The sequence below is a fragment of the Alteromonas sp. 38 genome, assembly GCF_902506055.1.
In the GTDB taxonomy this organism is placed as follows: Bacteria; Pseudomonadota; Gammaproteobacteria; order Enterobacterales; family Alteromonadaceae; genus Alteromonas; species Alteromonas lipotrueae.
Genome location: NZ_LR733300.1, coordinates 2,683,653 through 2,699,972, shown reverse-complemented (window position 1 = coordinate 2,699,972; position 16,320 = coordinate 2,683,653). Strand labels below are relative to the sequence as shown.

General features: G+C 41.0%; 22 protein-coding genes. All 22 read right to left on the bottom strand.

Annotated elements, in window-relative coordinates; translation table 11 throughout:
• Nucleotides 1-193 precede the first annotated feature (193 nt).
• Entirely contained in the window at nucleotides 194-2,983 is a 2,790-nt protein-coding gene (locus FLAVO9R_RS11775) for a tetratricopeptide repeat-containing hybrid sensor histidine kinase/response regulator (RefSeq protein ID WP_159531515.1), read from the bottom strand.
• A gap of 29 nt (nucleotides 2,984-3,012) precedes the next feature.
• Complete coding sequence (locus tag FLAVO9R_RS11770; protein WP_159531513.1) at nucleotides 3,013-3,222, bottom strand: hypothetical protein; 210 nt, start codon at nucleotides 3,220-3,222, stop codon at nucleotides 3,013-3,015.
• Between the two features lie 40 nt (nucleotides 3,223-3,262).
• Nucleotides 3,263-4,072 (bottom strand): SAM-dependent methyltransferase, encoded by an 810-nt coding sequence (locus tag FLAVO9R_RS11765; RefSeq protein ID WP_159531511.1) that lies wholly within the window; start codon nucleotides 4,070-4,072, stop codon nucleotides 3,263-3,265.
• A 544-nt stretch (nucleotides 4,073-4,616) separates the two neighbouring features.
• On the bottom strand, nucleotides 4,617-5,081 hold the full coding sequence (locus tag FLAVO9R_RS11760; protein ID WP_159531509.1) for a hypothetical protein: 465 nt from the start codon (nucleotides 5,079-5,081) through the stop codon (nucleotides 4,617-4,619).
• 323 nt (nucleotides 5,082-5,404) lie between these two features.
• Entirely contained in the window at nucleotides 5,405-6,136 is a 732-nt protein-coding gene (locus tag FLAVO9R_RS11755) for an SDR family oxidoreductase (protein ID WP_159531507.1), read from the bottom strand.
• 86 nt (nucleotides 6,137-6,222) lie between these two features.
• Nucleotides 6,223-7,071, bottom strand: coding sequence for an acyl-CoA thioester hydrolase/BAAT C-terminal domain-containing protein (locus FLAVO9R_RS11750; protein ID WP_159531505.1), 849 nt, complete (start codon nucleotides 7,069-7,071; stop codon nucleotides 6,223-6,225).
• 56 nt (nucleotides 7,072-7,127) lie between these two features.
• Nucleotides 7,128-7,367, bottom strand: a complete 240-nt coding sequence (locus FLAVO9R_RS11745; RefSeq protein WP_159531503.1) for a hypothetical protein — start codon at nucleotides 7,365-7,367, stop codon at nucleotides 7,128-7,130.
• Nucleotides 7,368-7,482: 115 nt separating this feature from the next.
• Nucleotides 7,483-7,989 carry a GNAT family N-acetyltransferase gene (locus FLAVO9R_RS11740; protein WP_013783713.1) on the bottom strand — a complete coding sequence of 169 codons (507 nt, stop codon included), beginning with the start codon at nucleotides 7,987-7,989 and terminating at the stop codon, nucleotides 7,483-7,485.
• Nucleotides 7,990-8,013: 24 nt separating this feature from the next.
• A complete protein-coding gene (locus FLAVO9R_RS11735) occupies nucleotides 8,014-8,298 on the bottom strand; it encodes a hypothetical protein (protein WP_159531501.1) in 285 nt (94 codons plus the stop codon).
• 33 nt (nucleotides 8,299-8,331) lie between these two features.
• A complete protein-coding gene (locus FLAVO9R_RS11730) occupies nucleotides 8,332-8,610 on the bottom strand; it encodes a hypothetical protein (protein WP_013783715.1) in 279 nt (92 codons plus the stop codon).
• A gap of 223 nt (nucleotides 8,611-8,833) precedes the next feature.
• Nucleotides 8,834-9,523 (bottom strand): VIT1/CCC1 transporter family protein, encoded by a 690-nt coding sequence (locus tag FLAVO9R_RS11725; protein ID WP_159531499.1) that lies wholly within the window; start codon nucleotides 9,521-9,523, stop codon nucleotides 8,834-8,836.
• 425 nt (nucleotides 9,524-9,948) lie between these two features.
• Nucleotides 9,949-10,398 (bottom strand): hypothetical protein, encoded by a 450-nt coding sequence (locus FLAVO9R_RS11720; RefSeq protein WP_159531497.1) that lies wholly within the window; start codon nucleotides 10,396-10,398, stop codon nucleotides 9,949-9,951.
• Nucleotides 10,399-10,422: 24 nt separating this feature from the next.
• Nucleotides 10,423-10,674: a hypothetical protein gene (locus FLAVO9R_RS11715; RefSeq protein WP_159531495.1), complete on the bottom strand. Its 252-nt coding sequence runs from the start codon at nucleotides 10,672-10,674 to the stop codon at nucleotides 10,423-10,425.
• Nucleotides 10,675-11,572: 898 nt separating this feature from the next.
• Nucleotides 11,573-11,884, bottom strand: a complete 312-nt coding sequence (locus tag FLAVO9R_RS11710) for a hypothetical protein (protein WP_159531493.1) — start codon at nucleotides 11,882-11,884, stop codon at nucleotides 11,573-11,575.
• A 126-nt stretch (nucleotides 11,885-12,010) separates the two neighbouring features.
• On the bottom strand, nucleotides 12,011-12,394 hold the full coding sequence (locus tag FLAVO9R_RS11705; protein ID WP_159531491.1) for a hypothetical protein: 384 nt from the start codon (nucleotides 12,392-12,394) through the stop codon (nucleotides 12,011-12,013).
• 82 nt (nucleotides 12,395-12,476) lie between these two features.
• Entirely contained in the window at nucleotides 12,477-13,358 is an 882-nt protein-coding gene (locus FLAVO9R_RS11700) for an IS3 family transposase (protein ID WP_159531489.1), read from the bottom strand.
• Complete coding sequence (locus FLAVO9R_RS11695; RefSeq protein WP_159531487.1) at nucleotides 13,310-13,669, bottom strand: transposase; 360 nt, start codon at nucleotides 13,667-13,669, stop codon at nucleotides 13,310-13,312. Before FLAVO9R_RS11695 ends, FLAVO9R_RS11700 begins: the two co-directional genes overlap by 49 nt.
• Nucleotides 13,670-13,761: 92 nt before the next feature.
• Nucleotides 13,762-14,148: a hypothetical protein gene (locus FLAVO9R_RS11690; protein WP_159531476.1), complete on the bottom strand. Its 387-nt coding sequence runs from the start codon at nucleotides 14,146-14,148 to the stop codon at nucleotides 13,762-13,764.
• Nucleotides 14,149-14,266: 118 nt separating this feature from the next.
• Nucleotides 14,267-14,701, bottom strand: coding sequence for a hypothetical protein (locus FLAVO9R_RS11685; protein WP_159531474.1), 435 nt, complete (start codon nucleotides 14,699-14,701; stop codon nucleotides 14,267-14,269).
• Between the two features lie 123 nt (nucleotides 14,702-14,824).
• Complete coding sequence (locus FLAVO9R_RS11680; RefSeq protein ID WP_159531472.1) at nucleotides 14,825-15,142, bottom strand: SMI1/KNR4 family protein; 318 nt, start codon at nucleotides 15,140-15,142, stop codon at nucleotides 14,825-14,827.
• Nucleotides 15,143-15,245: 103 nt separating this feature from the next.
• Nucleotides 15,246-15,638, bottom strand: coding sequence for a hypothetical protein (locus FLAVO9R_RS11675; RefSeq protein ID WP_159531470.1), 393 nt, complete (start codon nucleotides 15,636-15,638; stop codon nucleotides 15,246-15,248).
• 106 nt (nucleotides 15,639-15,744) lie between these two features.
• Entirely contained in the window at nucleotides 15,745-16,044 is a 300-nt protein-coding gene (locus tag FLAVO9R_RS11670) for a hypothetical protein (RefSeq protein WP_159531468.1), read from the bottom strand.
• Nucleotides 16,045-16,320: the final 276 nt, after the last annotated feature.

The window sequence follows — 16,320 nt, the reverse complement described above, 5'->3', positions numbered from 1 at the left end:
TTTATTTTAAAAGCGCTGAAATTTAGGCGTGTATTTTTGCTAACGCCTAACCCCCAACAACTAACACGTAAACATTAATAAAAAGCGGTTAACCTAAACAGGTTAACCGCTTTTTTTGTTCCTAGCTTTGTTCCTGTATGTGTTCTTAAACTTAAGGTTATTATTGGGGCCCAGCTTTTTCTGAATGTTAGGCTTAAGCTTCTTCTATAAACTGCTCATTTAACACCTGATACAAATATTCAGGCTTAACGGGTTTTACGATGTGTGCATTCATACCAACAGCAAAGCTTTTTTCTATCTCTGTTTGCATAGCGTGGGCTGTCATCGCCACAATCGGAACATCTAGCTTTAACTCTTCTCGAATTTTTTGAGCCGCAGTTAACCCGTCCATCACAGGCATTTGCATATCCATCAAGACAAGATCGAATCTGCTTTCTTGCTGCAACATTTGCAAAGCAATTAAGCCATTTTCTGCAACACTGACCTTGGCCTTAGTATCGGCTAAAAACAGCTTGGCAACTTTACGATTTATCGCATCATCTTCAACCAGCAGGATATTTTTTTCAGAAAAATCGGGTGGCGCTTCGGCATCGCTTTCTAACGTTGCCATTTGAGGTTTGCCCCGTGTAGACATTCTCAGTAAGCAATTCTGCAACGAGCTGCTATTGACAGGTTTTTGCAGATAATACTCTACGCCCACTGGTCGCCCGAGGGTTTTAAGTGACTCAATATCATACGCTGACAACATCGCAATATTCGGCTTACCTTGACTGAATTCCTGATTGATAATTGAGGCCAACTCGATGCCATCAATATCTGCCATTTTCCAATCAATAATGATTAAATCATACGGTGCATTACTTGCCATAGCGGTACGCAGATGCATAAGCGCTTCTTTACCCCCTGTGGCCAAATCTGGGTTTATATTGATGCGTAGTAACGCTTCGGCTATTGCTTGTCTAGACAGCATAACGTCGTCAACCACCAACACTTTTAAGTCGGATAACGTTAAGTTACCCAATGAACCGGGTTGTGGCAGCTGATCATGGTGCTCAACTAACACAGTAAAGAAGAAAGTAGCACCTTGACCAAGCTTACTTTCTACCCATATTTCCCCGCCCATCAACGAGACAAGGTGCTTACAAATTGATAAGCCTAACCCAGTTCCGCCATACTTACGGGTAATCGATTCGTCAGCTTGCGTAAAGGCATCAAACAAAGATTCTATCTGATTGGTAGATAGGCCAATTCCTGTATCTTTTACTGAGAACTCAAGTAACACGCCGTGCTCAGAGTATTTTTTATTGACTGATACGAATATCATGCCTTCGTCGGTAAATTTAATAGCATTGCTTAGTAGGTTATTCAGTACTTGTTCAATACGCAGGGCATCACCAGACACTTGCAAGGGAACATCTCTTGCCACGTACTGTAATAATTCTATACGCTTCTCTCTAGCATTTAACCCGTGTAACCGAATGACTTGCTCGACCAGTTTGTCAAGTTCAAATGCCTGAGATTCGATATCAAGTTTACCCGCTTCAATTTTTGAAAAATCTAGCACATCGTTAATAACCCCCAGCAGGGTTTGTGACGACTGTTCAATTTGGGTTAGGTTGGTTTTCTGTTCTTCATTTACAACAGATTTTTGCGTCAGCTTTGTAAGTCCCACTATGGCGTTCACAGGCGTTCTAATTTCGTGGCTCATGCGGGCTAAAAATTCTGACTTCGCGTCGGTGGCTTTTTGTAGATTTAACGCAAGCTCTCGCAATTCTCGCTTCTGTTTGAGCGTGATAACAAACATAAAAAATAAAAGAATAGCGACACAGCAAATAGTGACAATGATGTACACTTGGAACGTACTATTTTGTTCTGACAGTTGCTGACTAAGTTCTAATTGAGTAATTTTTCGTATCTTTTGGTCGGTTTCTAATCGGGCTCTGTTAAACGCTAGTTGCTCCGATTGACGCGTATCAAAAACCTGCTGCTTCAATTCTGAATGTTGGAAAAGAAACTGATAGGCATCGCGATATTGGCCCTTTAGAAGCGCAATATTGGCCTGCATCTTTAAGCCTTCATACTGATATTCAGTAATGTCTAAATCTTCTGCAATAGATAGGAGCTTTAAAACAGTTTGGCTGGCTTCATCAATGCGTTCGAGTTTGAGTAAGACTTCTGACTGCAGTGTAAGGCCCGCTAGCTCACGTTGGCGATGCTTTCCAAGCACAGCGTGCTTAATAATTTCTTCAGTAACAGAGAGTGCTTCTTCGTAGTTGCCTAATTGCAGGTAAGTTTTTGCAAGATAGAAATTTAAGATAGGCGCGAATTTGTCGGGGTTAGTATTTACGTGGTCAATTAACGACTTCGCTTGTTTTACTTCTCCCTTGGCCAAAAGGCCTGACACAATAAACCCGTACCCTTGCTCTTCATAATAAGTGTTGCCGCGTTTAATCGATTCTGCGACCAGTTGTTCACCTGTATTTATTAAATTATCGGCCCATTGATTCGATTTAGAATACAAATTTCCGATGGCTTGCAACGTGTTTTGTATGTAGCTGGTGTCTAACGACTGATGAATACTCAGGCTATTAAGGAGCAATTCTAACGACTCGCCATATAAATCAAAGAAATAGGTTATTATCCCTTGTCGTCTTAAGGCTTCAGCAAGTTGCAATTGGTTATTGGCCTCTGTGGCGAGCTTTTTTGCTTGGGTTGCCATTTCATAGGCTAGCTTGTAATTACCCTCAAGAATGTACGAGTGACTTTTTAGGTTAAGTAAATGCGCTTGGTAGGCGGGTAGGTTTTTGTCAGCCAAATACCGTTCGGCTTGATTAAGAAGTTTTTTGGCTAGGGTGGGATTAACGAACACATTCTTATCGGCGGTTTGTAGTACTTTATCAATATCGACAGTTGCGTCTTGAGAAAACACTGAAAAGCTGGGGAGTGCTAAAAGCACTACCCACAAAAGCCACAACAATCTCATGAAATTATATCCATCTCGCCAGTATCAACCTATTTCGAGTGACTGATTTCTAGGTTGTCTGCACCTTCAGCTTCACATCGGCTTTTTATCGCATCAATATCGTTTTTCGCGCATATTTGAACATCTTCGTCAGATAGACCAAAAGCTTCAGCAGTTCCTTTTGGATCGCTGACATACTGCTGTTTTAATTTTTCATCTTTATCCATAGCGATCAAAAATTTTACTAGTAAATCATTCATTTTTTATTCCTTTATTTTATGTGGTTAGACACTTAGGTTTTTAGCCAAACAACTTCTGTTCAAAAAGGGCAGGGGTTAAATCTAGTTCTGCCATCGATTTCATATCAAAATCTGGTAATCCTTTAGAAGGGATCACCAAAGTAGTGATAGGTTTTGGTATTACCGCCGCTAAATCTTTTAGTTCAAGATAGTCTATTCGAGGAGCGGCAATGGGGATGGTAGAGGCTTCATAAACGATAATGCTGTGCTCAGGAGAAAAGTACTTTAACAATTCGTTTTTAAGCTGCATTAGGCCTGGGTGCGATGTTCGGTGTTTGTTATGGGTAAAATCAGCAATACTGCCAATCTGCCAGATAATTTGCATCATATGAGGATCTAGAGTGTATTGCCTAAGCAGGAACTGAGTAGCCTCATATGACTGGCATCCATAATGCGCGGGGTCTAATCCTAAGTCAGCAATTAAGCAGTCCTCAGCAGAAATTCCCGGTAACATTTCGGCATTATAACCTTCTTCTTTTAACTGTTTGATGGCTTCATGGGAGGGATTCACAAATACGCCTGGATGACCATAAAATGCTGCGACCACTTTTTTTCCCGCCTTCACCTCATCAACGATGCGCTGCGTCATTTTTTGGTAGGTGATTGCCCGAGATTTACCTTGCTCGTAAAGGTGGCGTAAACACACCACGTTCGAGTTTATCATTTTTAAATTGATTAGCGCCGACTGCGTGACAACGCTCAATATGATATCGGCTGTTTTAAGTAGGCTTTCCGTAATTAAGGTCATTTGGCCAGATACAGTAATTCCTGTACCTACAACTACCAAAGATCCTTTTGATTCTATGTTCATTTCGTCCATTTCCATTGAGAATTAACTACGTATAGCCTCAATGAAATATAATGGAAAATATACCCATTGTTAATCATTTTATGCTTATATCTGATATAGTTTTGAAGTAGAGAAGGAGTGCGCTTTAAAGTGAATAGTTATAAAGTACTATGCTCTGAATAAAGAATTGCTAAATAAGATAGGGTTTAAAATGTTAAAACACGGCGGTATGACTATAACAAGTTCAGCTATATGTTTAGCGACACTGGGCGCACTGTCTACACTGCCAGGCTGCACGTTTAGTCACGATCCTAGTGCAAAAACCCAGAAGCCAGTTTGTGTAGCAGTTTTAACGAATTCACTCAATTGCGAAAATGAACCACTGGCTTATAACGAAACCAATCACTCATAGTGAATTCGACCAGCAAATGCTTCCGGTCAATCAGCGTGAAGGCATGCTTGAAAGTGAGCTAGAAAATAACAGGCGTAATCGCTAGCGCGAATACCGCTTTGCATTTACCTTATGATAAAATGCAGCGCGATGAGTTAATCTTTAATAGGCCTCTTATGGCTGATATGGCAATGAAGATTGGTGCAAAATAATACGAACCTTGCCATCTTCACACTGCTTAAAGACAAAGCTTTTGTTCACAAATATGTGACTGTCGTCATCCCCAATAAAATGAACGTTGCACTGCACAATGGCCAGTTCGCCGTTTAAAATAAAATCTTCTTTGCTGTACCACACTTTAACCCAAGGCTTAAGTTTAAAACCATTGTCGTTGGGGTAATCGCTGTTTCCGCCAACAAAGTAAGAAAGCGCGCCTTCTTTGGTAGGGCGGAACGTGTGCTGGCCAAACGTTAAAGTAGGCTTAAACAAAACATGGCCATTATCATAATCATAGCTGTCAGAGAGCACTTGAAGAGAAAACGCTTGAACGTCTCCACCTTCGGTATGTACTTTCCCAACTTTTACAACATTATCGCACCACGTTTGTAGCGCCGAATGCACCATCTCTTTAGTAAACATAATGTATACCTCTGCGTTAAAATATCGTTTGTTAGTTTTAAAGCTGGTTAGCAAATTTTAAAATGGTTTCGTCTTTTGCGCAAAACGCCAGCAACGTTTCTTCACGTTGTAAAATTATAAACGAAACACATAAATGCGTTAACAAACAGATACTGTAATACAAACCGCCCTTTTTGTTATGTAATATCATCACGCTAATAGCTTAAATAATTGGCTACAGTTAGCAATAGTAATTGGAGATAGCTTTTATCTATCAAGTGGAAATTCACTCGAATTTTTTACTGCGTATTAATTGCATAAATGTAGTCTGTGATTATTCTAACTTATCTACCGCCCGCAATATCAATAAATGAACCTGTTACGTAAGATGCTTCATCTGATAATAACCATGCGATAGCATCTGCCACTTCCTGTGTATTGCCTCCGCGTCCCATCGGAATTTGTGAGCTTAGGCGATTTACGCGATCGGGTTCACCTCCGTCTGCATGTATATCGGTGGCAATAAAGCCAGGGCGCACGCTATTGACTCTAATATTTTGGCTAGCAAGTTCTAACGACATACCTGTGGTAAGCGTATCCATAGCGCCTTTTGATGCAGCATAATCAACGTATTCAAACGGGGCCCCTGTACGAGATGCAACCGAAGACACGTTCACAATGGCGCCATCACTTTGAATTTGTTTCATAAAAGCTTTCGCGCAAAGAAAGGCGCTAAGTACATTTGTAGTCAGTATTGTTGTGAAGCGCTCGGCACTGATGTCAGAAAATGGGGTTTTGGTAAATAGTACGCCCACATTGTTGACTAGATGCGTGACGGTGCCGAACTCAGCGTTAACTTTGTTAAACATGCTTTGAACTTCTGCCTCTTCTGAGACATCCGCTTTATGAGTAATTGCAACGCCGCCACTGGTGTTAATTGAAGTGCATAAAGCTTTCGCAAGCTTTTCATTTTTCAGGTAGTTGATGCAAACATGGTAACCCTTTTTAGATAGCGTAAAAGCGGTAGCGGCACCAATACCCCTACTAGCCCCAGTTATAATCGCAACTTTTTTCAACTTTCAGTCCCTGTTTGTCTAGCTCGCCACTGTAGCGTATTTGAATTGGATTGAACCAACCCTAGGTCGATTTAGAGAATTATTCTTTATTGTTTGCCGGCGATGCTGTTTACAAAGTGTTTATACAAGTCTTCTGAGGCGTTAAGCATCTTGTAATCTAACAGATGGTCTAGTTCTGGGTAATCAATGTGCTTACAACGAGACCGTTCATTTTCTATCATACGTTCGCAGATTGAAGCCGCCATAGAAGAGGACGGCCATATTTCATCCATTCCCCCCGAATAAAGCACAACATTTCCGCGAATATTTTCAACAGGGATTGTCGCACTTCCTCCATCCGTTCTATTTTGTAAAGATTGGGTATATAGGTCTAACAATCCTTCAACAGGTCCGGTTGGATTGAAGGCAACAAAGGGTAATCCCTTTTTGTTGTGACTCCAGCTTGAGCCCGGTACCGTTTGCCAATCATCTAGAATGCCTGCCCACACCACTGAGCTTGGTGCAATCGCGATTACTCTATCGAATGCGTTGTCGCGAGAAGCAAGCAGCAACGCCAACTCGGCGCCTTTAGACCATCCGATGAGCGTGATATGTTTTTGTGCAGGGTGTTTTTGTTTTAGCCAAGCTGTCGCTTTTTCGAAATAGGAGAGGGGAATTTCTTCTAATTCTCTGGGAAGCATATCGGCTTTGAAATAAGCAATGGCTAACGTAGGGTGACCATTATTGGCGATGACTTCAGCAAGCTTGGTAGGAATGCCGCCCTCTGAACCACCAAGTACGATAACAGGCTGTTTGTAGGAATTAGCGGGTGGCTGATAATAGTGACCCACAATACCATCTTGTTCCACGCTAAGGGCTTGCGGGGCAGCAATTGAAGCAAGTGCTGGCAAGAGTGAGGTTAAAAATAGTAAAAAGTGGCTCTTTTTAAATTTCATATTTTGTTTTTCCTTTAAGCGCTCAAATGCTAAAAAATGTTTAGTTTTTGATGCCTTTATTCTGAGCCAAATATGCCACGAAAAAGGGCGGTAATTACACCTGACATAGTGTCTTCTATAGCATCGGTTTCGGGTGAATTCTTTTTAGCGTGCATTGCGTTCGATTCTTCTTGTTCCCTTTTTTCTGCACTAGAAGATGCACCGTCAAGAAAATCACCCACCGTTTTGTTAGAGGTGGATGCGCATCCTGATGAAATAGCTGACGCTATCAAAATGGCTGTTAATTTGGTTTTCATTTAATTTCCATATTTTATAAGTGCATAACGCGGCAAATAAGGGGGGCGCCTATAGTAAGAAGTGGTACCTGTGTTTGCGTCCAAGCCGAGATAGCGAGATATTTTGACTGTTAGTTTAGCAGCGTGAATGAACAAATCGAAGCACCTGTTCGTTTTTACCCTGAGTTTCAACTATAGAATCTAATTTAGCACCCGATGACGCTATAAGCGATGATGAAACTTTATTACTCTTGTAGCAATGAATATGTACCTCATCGACGCCAATTTCAAAGGCTTTTTCTAGCGTTAGATTAAGGAGTTTCATACCATAGCCTTGCCCACGCTTAGAAGGCCTTATTCCCAACCCTATATGACCTCCTGCAAACCGTAATGCATCATTCAAACAATGCCTTAGATGGGAACAACCGACAATTTCACTGTTTTCAATAAGCCAAAATGTCGTATTGGGAACTAAGTTTTCTGGCAAGTTTACGCCCTTGGAATAGCCATTCAATAGGTTAACAAAAGATGCAAAATTTGAATGGTCTAAGTCAAGCGGGTAAGGGTACCGTTCTTCGTTTCCCAGCTCTTTGATGTATTCTTTGTAACTGGCTTCGTAGAGCACTGTGGGCGTAATGAGCATAAATTTCCTTCTAAGCAGCTAACTTCATTTTGGGGTAATAATACGTGGGATAAGCTTGGCGCCAAGAAACACATGTCTGCTGGTTGCTGTGCGATGAACCGAGGTAAGAGGTGCATTCTCGTAGTTTTTCGCGCACAAGCTAAGCGCATACTCCACAGCATATTTATCGACACTTGGCAAACTAGTAAACGCTACATCACAGCCTAAATTGCGCTTGCCTCTGTTGTCTGTGTAGTAAAGCTTACCTGTGGTACAGCCACCCATAAATATGAAAATGAGAACGATAAAAATAAACTTCAATTGTTCCACTAGCCTTGTTTACCTGCTAACTAGCCAAGAATGCTAACGTGCAATGCACTCGCTTTCTTTCAGCGCGATTATTTGTCTAAGGTACTCTGTTCTTTTCATTGCAGCATTTCCCGTTACAAAGATATTGGAGGCCAATAAAATGGCTAAATAACCATTATCAATAGGGGAGATAAATACGTTGTTGATGAAAATAAAAATGACAACGAATAGAAACGCAAAACCAGGAACGTAGTAGACACGAGAAAATTTTTTCTCTAAGTTCTGAATTTTAGTTATCTTCTGTAAAGCTAATTCAGCATCAATATTGTCCATCTATTAATATAACCTCCCTGATCAAATTAACTAGAAATATAACACCCAAGGCGTGTTTAGCGGGTACAGCAGATTGTTACAAGACATTTCTCACACTGTTCCCAGTTCTATTTTCCCCACCCCTGAAACGTATTCTTGCGCTTGACTCATACTTTCAATTCACTCCAATTCCTACATGAAAGCTTAACTTGTAAAGAGGCTGCTATTGTAAATAAACCCATTGTCATGCAACCACTCCAAAGATGCGACCTACAACTGCTGTCAATACCATTGCAAGCGCACCCCAGAAAGTCACTCTGGTTGCACCCACGGAAATAGATGCACCGCCAACACGCGCTGCGATCGCACCTAGAGCGGCGAGGAACATTAAAGATAAAGCTGCGACGATAGGTATAAGTAGCTCTTGTGGCACTAACCAGGCAACCGCTAAAGGAAGTGCAGCGTCTACTGTGAAAGCACCCGCCGACGAGAAAGCCGCTTGAATGGGCTGCGCATTAGCGCTTTGTGAAATTCCGATATCATCTTTGGCATGAGCGCCAAGAGCATCGTGAGCCATCAGCTGCTCAGCAACTTGTTTAGCCAGAGTTGGTTCAAGGCCTCTACCTTCGTATATTGTTGCTAGCTCTTCTTTTTCAGATTCAAAATTTTGATCCAGTGATTTTTGCTCTATGGCGAGATCGGCATTTTCTGTATCTGATTGAGAACTAACTGAAACGTATTCACCAGCAGCCATAGACATAGCCCCAGCAACTAAACCTGCAGCACCAGCGAGAAGAATGTCTTCATGGGCAGTACTCGCAGCGGCAACACCGATGATAAGGCTTGCAGTAGATACAATTCCGTCATTTGCACCAAGCACTGCTGCGCGCAACCAACCTACGCGTTGTGAACGATGTATTTCAGTATGAGTCATAAGGTTGCTCGGTAATTTCTTTTACAGTTAACTTATATTTAGTTCAGGTGTTTACGTTATAGGGGGGAACTCTCGACCCGCCCCGCGGATTGCGACTTAGGCGTTTGCTAGTTGCTTTAACTCAATGCCTGAGCTAACAGTTGTGTGCACACGAATAGAGAGTTCACCATGGATACTCGCATACAATTTAGTGCTGATGAAGAAACTAAACACTTGGGCCAGATATAGACGTTCTAGCGAACGAAGTGAGTTTATTGAGTTGTTATATCGCTACTCCCCACAACAAAAACCTGACCCATAATGGCTCTTTGTTCCATTCTTTTGATGTTTTGTCTATCACGATAATTTCCTCTTGAAGTTGAGAAATGTCAATTTTAGACACAGAGGTAAAGGCTTTAAGAGATTCTATACTGGTTTTATTATGGTTACGTTGTCTTGTACACGTACCAATTTCCTGTGACATGCTCAATATAGATATAATCCTCATCTGACATTTGGGGCACTTCAGTGCCAGGTGGTACAAACAGGTAGCCAACCGAGTTATCTAAAATCCCACCTACGTTGACGTCAACTATGCCACTACTTGAGTCGTAACCTACTAGATTTAGATTTAAATGTTTAGCAGATTCAGTAGCCTTTTTCTGACTTGTTTTAGCCTCAAAGGCTATCGCATTTAAGCTACCAATATTTTTATGCAAGTATTCTTTAAGCTCCGAATCCAACTGCAAAGTAAGAAGCATGTTCTGATAGTGATTCTCTTCTTCTTTTGTTCTATTGGGTTTGCTTTGTATCGCCTGCAGGGACATAAAGAACATACTTGGTAATGCTAGATTTCTAACGGCTGAAATTTTCCATTTGTTTTGGTCGTTTACCAAATAGATATACCAATCTTGAGATATTCATTCTTTCGTTAGTAATACAGCGTAAATTTCTCTTCGCGGGCTTTGTTCAAGTGCTCGAAGGCTAACATTGGTGCCTTTTGGTAAGTCCTCGCCTAAAGTGGGCTTATCCAGATAATGCTCCAACATCTCTCCGGTATACACTTCTCTTTTATTATCTAGTCCATCTTGGCCAAAAAACTGCTCTACAAGCCTCGACTCATCTGCGAAAGCAGCCAAAGGAAATAATAAAAAAACAATTAAAATTCGCACGAAATTTCCTTAGTGACCATACTTTTAAATAGCGGGCGAAGCCACCCTGCGTGAACGAAGTGAGTGTGTTGATTGGGTTGTTATACTATGCGTTGCGCTCACTCATACCTCTGACAGCAAAGAAGTAATAAACTAAAAAGCCTAACCATGAAAAGAATAATGAAACGAGGCACCAAACTAGTTTGTGTACCCCCTTAGCTTTCTTAGATGTTAAGGCAACTAATACTGGTAACAGCGTTAGACTGAAAAGCACAATAAAAATGATAATTTGCCAAATACTCATATTAAAAATGACTCCTTGTTTTTTGGCCGTAATGATGCTTGATAAATTTGTTATGTGTACATTACTTGATGCTAGTCTTTTTATCTCTAGCAACTCTGACTTTCAAGCTATGAAATAGAGATGCAAAAACAAAAGTTGTAATTAATAAAACTGAATAAAGTAGTTTTACCCCGATACTTTCACTTCCTAAGAATTCATTTAAAATTGCAGAAAAGAGTATGAACCCAATTAGATAATAACTATGTATTTTATTCACAAAAATTCCCTGTAAATATAGCGTCCCAGCGAGTGAAGGGAGTGGCTTAAGCGTTTGTTAGATCCCGTTCTATGGAATTCCTATTTCCCATAATTGTTCCTGACTCAACAGTAGAGGTTCTTTATAAGCGGAAAACCTAATACCAATACAATAGCTGTTTGTTACCAGGATGCCTTTCTTTTTTAACTCAAAAACTGTAATTGCATCTTTGTCATGAAAGTCTTTCCAAGAGTTTAATCGATAAACAGTCCCATCAATAGTGCACTCTTTATCGTTAAATAGTAACTCATCACTTTCAGTGTCTACGTACGTTGAACGAAGTGAGTGAGTTTATTGAGTTGTTAGGCCGTGCTGATAAGTTAGTCATGGCTATTAATAAAACTTTGTAATTCATCTGAGAAGCCATTGATTTGCTTAGCCTCTAGAAGGCCATCTGATTTCATTAATGCAAGTTGCAGCATAGCTTTGGACCTTGCATTGTAATCGAATATGTTGGCGATACGTTTGTCGCTGTTTTCCATCAATTTATACAAATAAAGATATTTTGCATGATCTGAAAGTTCGGGATTATCGATTCCTTTACGCACATCCTCCAAAACTTGCTGGCAGCATTTATCTAATGCATCTGCCTTAACTCGTTTGAAGTGTTTCCAATCTGCCTCTGAAATCATGTTTTACCTCTATAGGCCTAACGCTAAGCTAACGAGCAGTGACGTAGCGGCATAATAGCGAAGCGCCGCTGCGTTACTGTCCCAGTGACCGAAGGGAACGTGTTAAGCGTTTTGTTAGGTGTCATGCTAACTACTCCATTCGATGCTGCTAATTTCTGGGGTTTCTTCTAGTAGCAATCTTACTGCATTTAGCAGTGGAATCACTGGCTCGAGCGATGCAAGTGTCTTTTTGAAGAGTCCTTTTGAGTGCCTTTTTAAAAAGCATTTCCACATATTCTCCTCATCTTCAAAGTTACCACAACACAACCAATACTCATTATCTTCTACTATAAACTCAATGAACCAACCCCAATCTTCGTATTCAGGGTAAGATGTATAAATTCCCTGTCCCGCAAGTTCTTTAGCTAGCCAATAAGCTAATTCTGCGCCATAGACCTTTGGATTGACCTGTGAATCTTCTGGCAGAAATGGCTGAAAAAGTTCTGTTTTAAAAACTACTGATGTATCCATACTTTGTGACACCTAACTTTTAAATAAGGGGCGCAGGCAGAGAGTTCCCCCATAAAAGTGGACACTCGTTTCAATTGTTGAGTTACATACTTTCATATTGCTGTGGTGTTTTAAAGTTCAAGGATGAGTGTATTCTCTGATTATTGTAATATTCTTCAAGGTACCATTGTGTAGTTTCTCGTAAGTGGTTTTCATCTTTAAACGTTTCACCATGGTATGTTTCGGTTTTAAATGTCCTAAAGAACGTCTCTACGTAGATATTGTCCGTCATCTTTCCTGGCCGATTCATACTTGGCTTTATCCCACACTTTCTTCGATGATTTTGATAGTCATGACAGGCATATTCGGTCCCTTTGTCGCTGTGGAATATCAAACCAGAGCAAAGTTTTCTCGATTTAACCGCCATATCCAGTGCGTTAATGGTTAGCGATACTTTCCTTTGTCTATCCAGTGACCAGCCAATGACCTTTCGAGAGAACATATCGAGAACAACCGCCAGATATATAAACTGTCCATTGAGTTTTAAATAGCTTACGTCGCCACACCATTGTTGATTCGGTCGGCGTGGGATTACGTGCTCCAAGATAAGGTTACCTACCTTGTTGCAGGTGTTTTCTGGCAGGGGATAGCGGCGATATATTTTAGCGGCTTTACCGATTAGCTTTTGTTCGCGCATTATTCGCTCAACTCTTTTATGGTTGACTTGCCAGCCTTGAGCCTGCAGCTGCTTATGAATGCGAGGGCTGCCGTAATTTTCTTTATGGAGTGTGTAGAGACGATGGATTTCTTTTGTCAGTTCGCTATTAAGCGCTTGACGACGGCTAAGCCCATTATGAAACCATTTGTAAAAGCCGCTCGTTGAAACTTGCAGTTGAGAGCAAAGGTATCTGATGCCAAATTCATCACGGCGTTCGTTTATGAACGAGAATTTTTCTGACTTTGTTCCTTCAGATACCCATCCCACTTTTTTAGAAAGTTGTTTTCCTTCTGAGCGTCCGCAAGGGCTCTTTTGAGCTGTGCAATTTCTTTGTCTTTACTGAGCTCTTTTTTGTTATCAGAGGTCTCTTTAGTCATTGAAATTCTTCTCGTCGGCTTTTCTTTAAATTTACCTGCTCGGTACTCTTGTCGCCAGCGATAAATCATTATTGGATGCAGCCCTAGGACACTCGCAACATCCTTCGCTTTAACGTCCAATGCTAGCGTTAACTTAACCACCCGGATTTTAAATTCCAGAGAATATTCAACGACCCGCTCCGCACTGCCTATCTTTGCCATGTTACACCTACCTGATATTTAGTTAGGTGTCTACTTTATAGGGGGAACTCTCCAGCGAGCGCCAGCGAACGGCTACAGTTGTTTGTTATGTTTCATTCACTCTGGCCGTATACAGTGAACTTGTCAGAAGTTGCGTCTTTGAAAAATGTAACGCTATTACTGCCCGTTGAGCGTAAAAGCTGAACATTTTCAGCTAGGTTCTCTACAGTAACGTTTTCTATGTAACTGTCAAAATAACAGCCAGATACTTCTGTACTGAAAGAGGTATTGGAGTTGAGGTTAAGGTCTAGTGCTAAATAACCGGAAAGAAAGTTAGGGCCAATGACATTTGTCTCACTAGACGACGAGCGTAATTTTTTAATGCATTCCGCTTGGGACGAATTGGCTATGACTAAGTTCGCAGCTTTTGGGCTGAACGTAAGCTGATATACATTAATTGCTAGTGATAGCGCCAGCGCGGCTACTAAGAATACCTTCACTCAACTTTCCTTGAAACATAACTTTTAAATAAGGGGCGCAGGCACGCAGGGCATAATGGCGCAGCCGCCCAGCGTGTTTGCGTCCCAGCCCGCGCAGCGGGCGTACTTAATTTTTTTGTTATATTGCATTTTTCAATACAGCCTTTGTTTTACCAAGAGGGTTAACCGCTATGCGCTGAAGCTGTATACCAAAGTTACAAATTGCTTGAGGCTCGACTTTCATATCAAAGTTAACTTTATAGCTTTCGTTTCTGACATTAGTGAAAGATTCGATGTGAGCAATAGTAACAGCAAACATTGTATGGCCAGAACTGTCTGTACAGAAAGCATGAATGGAAAAATAAGAAAGATCAGGGGTGGAACGGCTTTTGAACTCGAACTCATCTTTTGTGGTTCGAGGAAACTTCTCAAGAAGTCTTCCCAGATGCTCAATCTCCTCTCTATTTGTATAGCAATCTGCTTGGCCAGAGAACTGCCCATTACTACCGAATATAGAGATTTCAAATAAAGATTCATCTTCCCATATTGATGAAACTACGAGCTGACTTTCCATGTTACTCCTGCAATATAACACCCCAACTTAGGGGCAATAACACGTAGGCTAAAATGGAAGCGAAGCGACTGAGCCTACGTGTTATTGTCCCAGTGAGTGCCAGCGAGCGGCTACAGTTATTTGTTATGTGCTAACTACATGATTTAAAAAGTGCTGCCACGAATCTGCCACTTTAATTGCAGTATCATTTGCCATGCCAATTAAAGGAAGAAGAAAGATTTCTCCCGCAGGGTTAAATGCATATATTTCACCGCCGCCATTTGAGGCGAAAGCAATAAAACCGGGCACGTATTCATTTATTTTAATGTCATCGTTCAATTCTTGTATTGAGTGCAATGGCTCTAAGTCAAAATAATCAGCATTATCTAAAGAGGTTTCACCGTAGTAAATTTTGGTGAATTCCAAATATTCTTTATATTCAGTGGGTAGTAATTTAATCATGGCACATAACTTTTAAATAAGGGGCGCATACGCGTGGGCTACAATGCGAAGCAGCCCACGTGTATGCGTCCCAGCGAACGAAGTGAGTGACTTAATTTTTTTGTTAGGTGCGTGCTTGTTCATAACACTCTAGCATGTAATATGCACTCTCTTGCTGTTCGTGACTTAACATTTCTGTTTCTGAAATAGAGCGAACCAAACAATATTCCTGCTCCTTTTTAATACTACCTCGATTTAAGACTTTCATGAATTCTCTGAAATTTTTGTTTTGAAATGAACTTAAAGACGGCAATCCGATAGACAGCAATTTCGAATCTAGAGCAGCTTGATCTGTTTTGCGCATATGAGATGAAATTTCTATCGCGTCATTTGCGGCTAGGCGAACTGACGTCAGAGAGCCCTTCATTAAACTCTCTTTAGATAGATAATCGAAAGCTTCATTAGTCTTAAAAACTAGCGCGACGAATTCAGCGAGAATTTCCTTTTCTGTTTTCATGAAGCACCTAACGCCGCCATAAGGGGCAATAAAATCAGTTGGTTATACTTTAGCGAGGCACGAGCGACAAACCAACTGTTTTATGTCCCTCTACTTTATGGCCTTGTTAGGTGTTTTTACTTGCAAGCATTCCATTTTTAACATCAGTTGGGATATTAACCCAAGCTGTTTGAATATTTGTTGCTAGATTAATATTACAGTTTTTGGCGACTTTGAGTATGTGATGAAACCAATCTGAATGACTCCACTCTCTTGGTGGTGGAGAAGTAAATGCTTTTAAGTTGCTATCCCACTTCACTTCAGCGGCTTCTCGATAAATGTGTTGATAACTAGAGTTACCGCCACTAGCTAAAACTAATATCAATTGACCGTTTTCAAGTATTTCAACACGCTCGATTACTTCCATGTTCGATACACACCTAACTTTTAAATAAGGGGCGCAGGCACGCAGGGCATAATGGGGAAGCCGCCCTGCGTGTATGCGTCCCAGCAAACGCAGTGAGTGAGTTTATTGAGTTGTATGGATAATTCTTCCCTAAATACACGACATTCCTTTTCGAAGATGGGTAAAGTGAGGCCCAGACTTTGGCTGCAACCAAAGTTGGCTGTGTAGTAGTTCGGCGATTGAGTGGATCCTCAATAGAGAGACCGATAACAAACTCGAACGCTACACGGTACTCCA

Bases quoted from the DNA above. Each gene is read 5' to 3' on its own strand.
- FLAVO9R_RS11710 (WP_159531493.1), bottom strand. From the start codon at position 11,884: ATGATTTCAGAGGCAGATTGGAAACACTTCAAACGAGTTAAGGCAGAT.
- FLAVO9R_RS11705 (WP_159531491.1), bottom strand. From the start codon at position 12,394: ATGGATACATCAGTAGTTTTTAAAACAGAACTTTTTCAGCCATTTCTG.
- FLAVO9R_RS11770 (WP_159531513.1), bottom strand. From the start codon at position 3,222: ATGAATGATTTACTAGTAAAATTTTTGATCGCTATGGATAAAGATGAA.
- FLAVO9R_RS11725 (WP_159531499.1), bottom strand. From the start codon at position 9,523: ATGACTCATACTGAAATACATCGTTCACAACGCGTAGGTTGGTTGCGC.
- FLAVO9R_RS11750 (WP_159531505.1), bottom strand. From the start codon at position 7,071: ATGAAATTTAAAAAGAGCCACTTTTTACTATTTTTAACCTCACTCTTG.
- FLAVO9R_RS11740 (WP_013783713.1), bottom strand. From the start codon at position 7,989: ATGCTCATTACGCCCACAGTGCTCTACGAAGCCAGTTACAAAGAATAC.
- FLAVO9R_RS11680 (WP_159531472.1), bottom strand. From the start codon at position 15,142: ATGATTAAATTACTACCCACTGAATATAAAGAATATTTGGAATTCACC.
- FLAVO9R_RS11685 (WP_159531474.1), bottom strand. From the start codon at position 14,701: ATGGAAAGTCAGCTCGTAGTTTCATCAATATGGGAAGATGAATCTTTA.
- FLAVO9R_RS11775 (WP_159531515.1), bottom strand. From the start codon at position 2,983: ATGAGATTGTTGTGGCTTTTGTGGGTAGTGCTTTTAGCACTCCCCAGC.
- FLAVO9R_RS11730 (WP_013783715.1), bottom strand. From the start codon at position 8,610: ATGGACAATATTGATGCTGAATTAGCTTTACAGAAGATAACTAAAATT.
- FLAVO9R_RS11675 (WP_159531470.1), bottom strand. From the start codon at position 15,638: ATGAAAACAGAAAAGGAAATTCTCGCTGAATTCGTCGCGCTAGTTTTT.
- FLAVO9R_RS11670 (WP_159531468.1), bottom strand. From the start codon at position 16,044: ATGGAAGTAATCGAGCGTGTTGAAATACTTGAAAACGGTCAATTGATA.
- FLAVO9R_RS11695 (WP_159531487.1), bottom strand. From the start codon at position 13,669: ATGGCAAAGATAGGCAGTGCGGAGCGGGTCGTTGAATATTCTCTGGAA.
- FLAVO9R_RS11765 (WP_159531511.1), bottom strand. From the start codon at position 4,072: ATGAACATAGAATCAAAAGGATCTTTGGTAGTTGTAGGTACAGGAATT.
- FLAVO9R_RS11760 (WP_159531509.1), bottom strand. From the start codon at position 5,081: ATGTTTACTAAAGAGATGGTGCATTCGGCGCTACAAACGTGGTGCGAT.
- FLAVO9R_RS11745 (WP_159531503.1), bottom strand. From the start codon at position 7,367: ATGAAAACCAAATTAACAGCCATTTTGATAGCGTCAGCTATTTCATCA.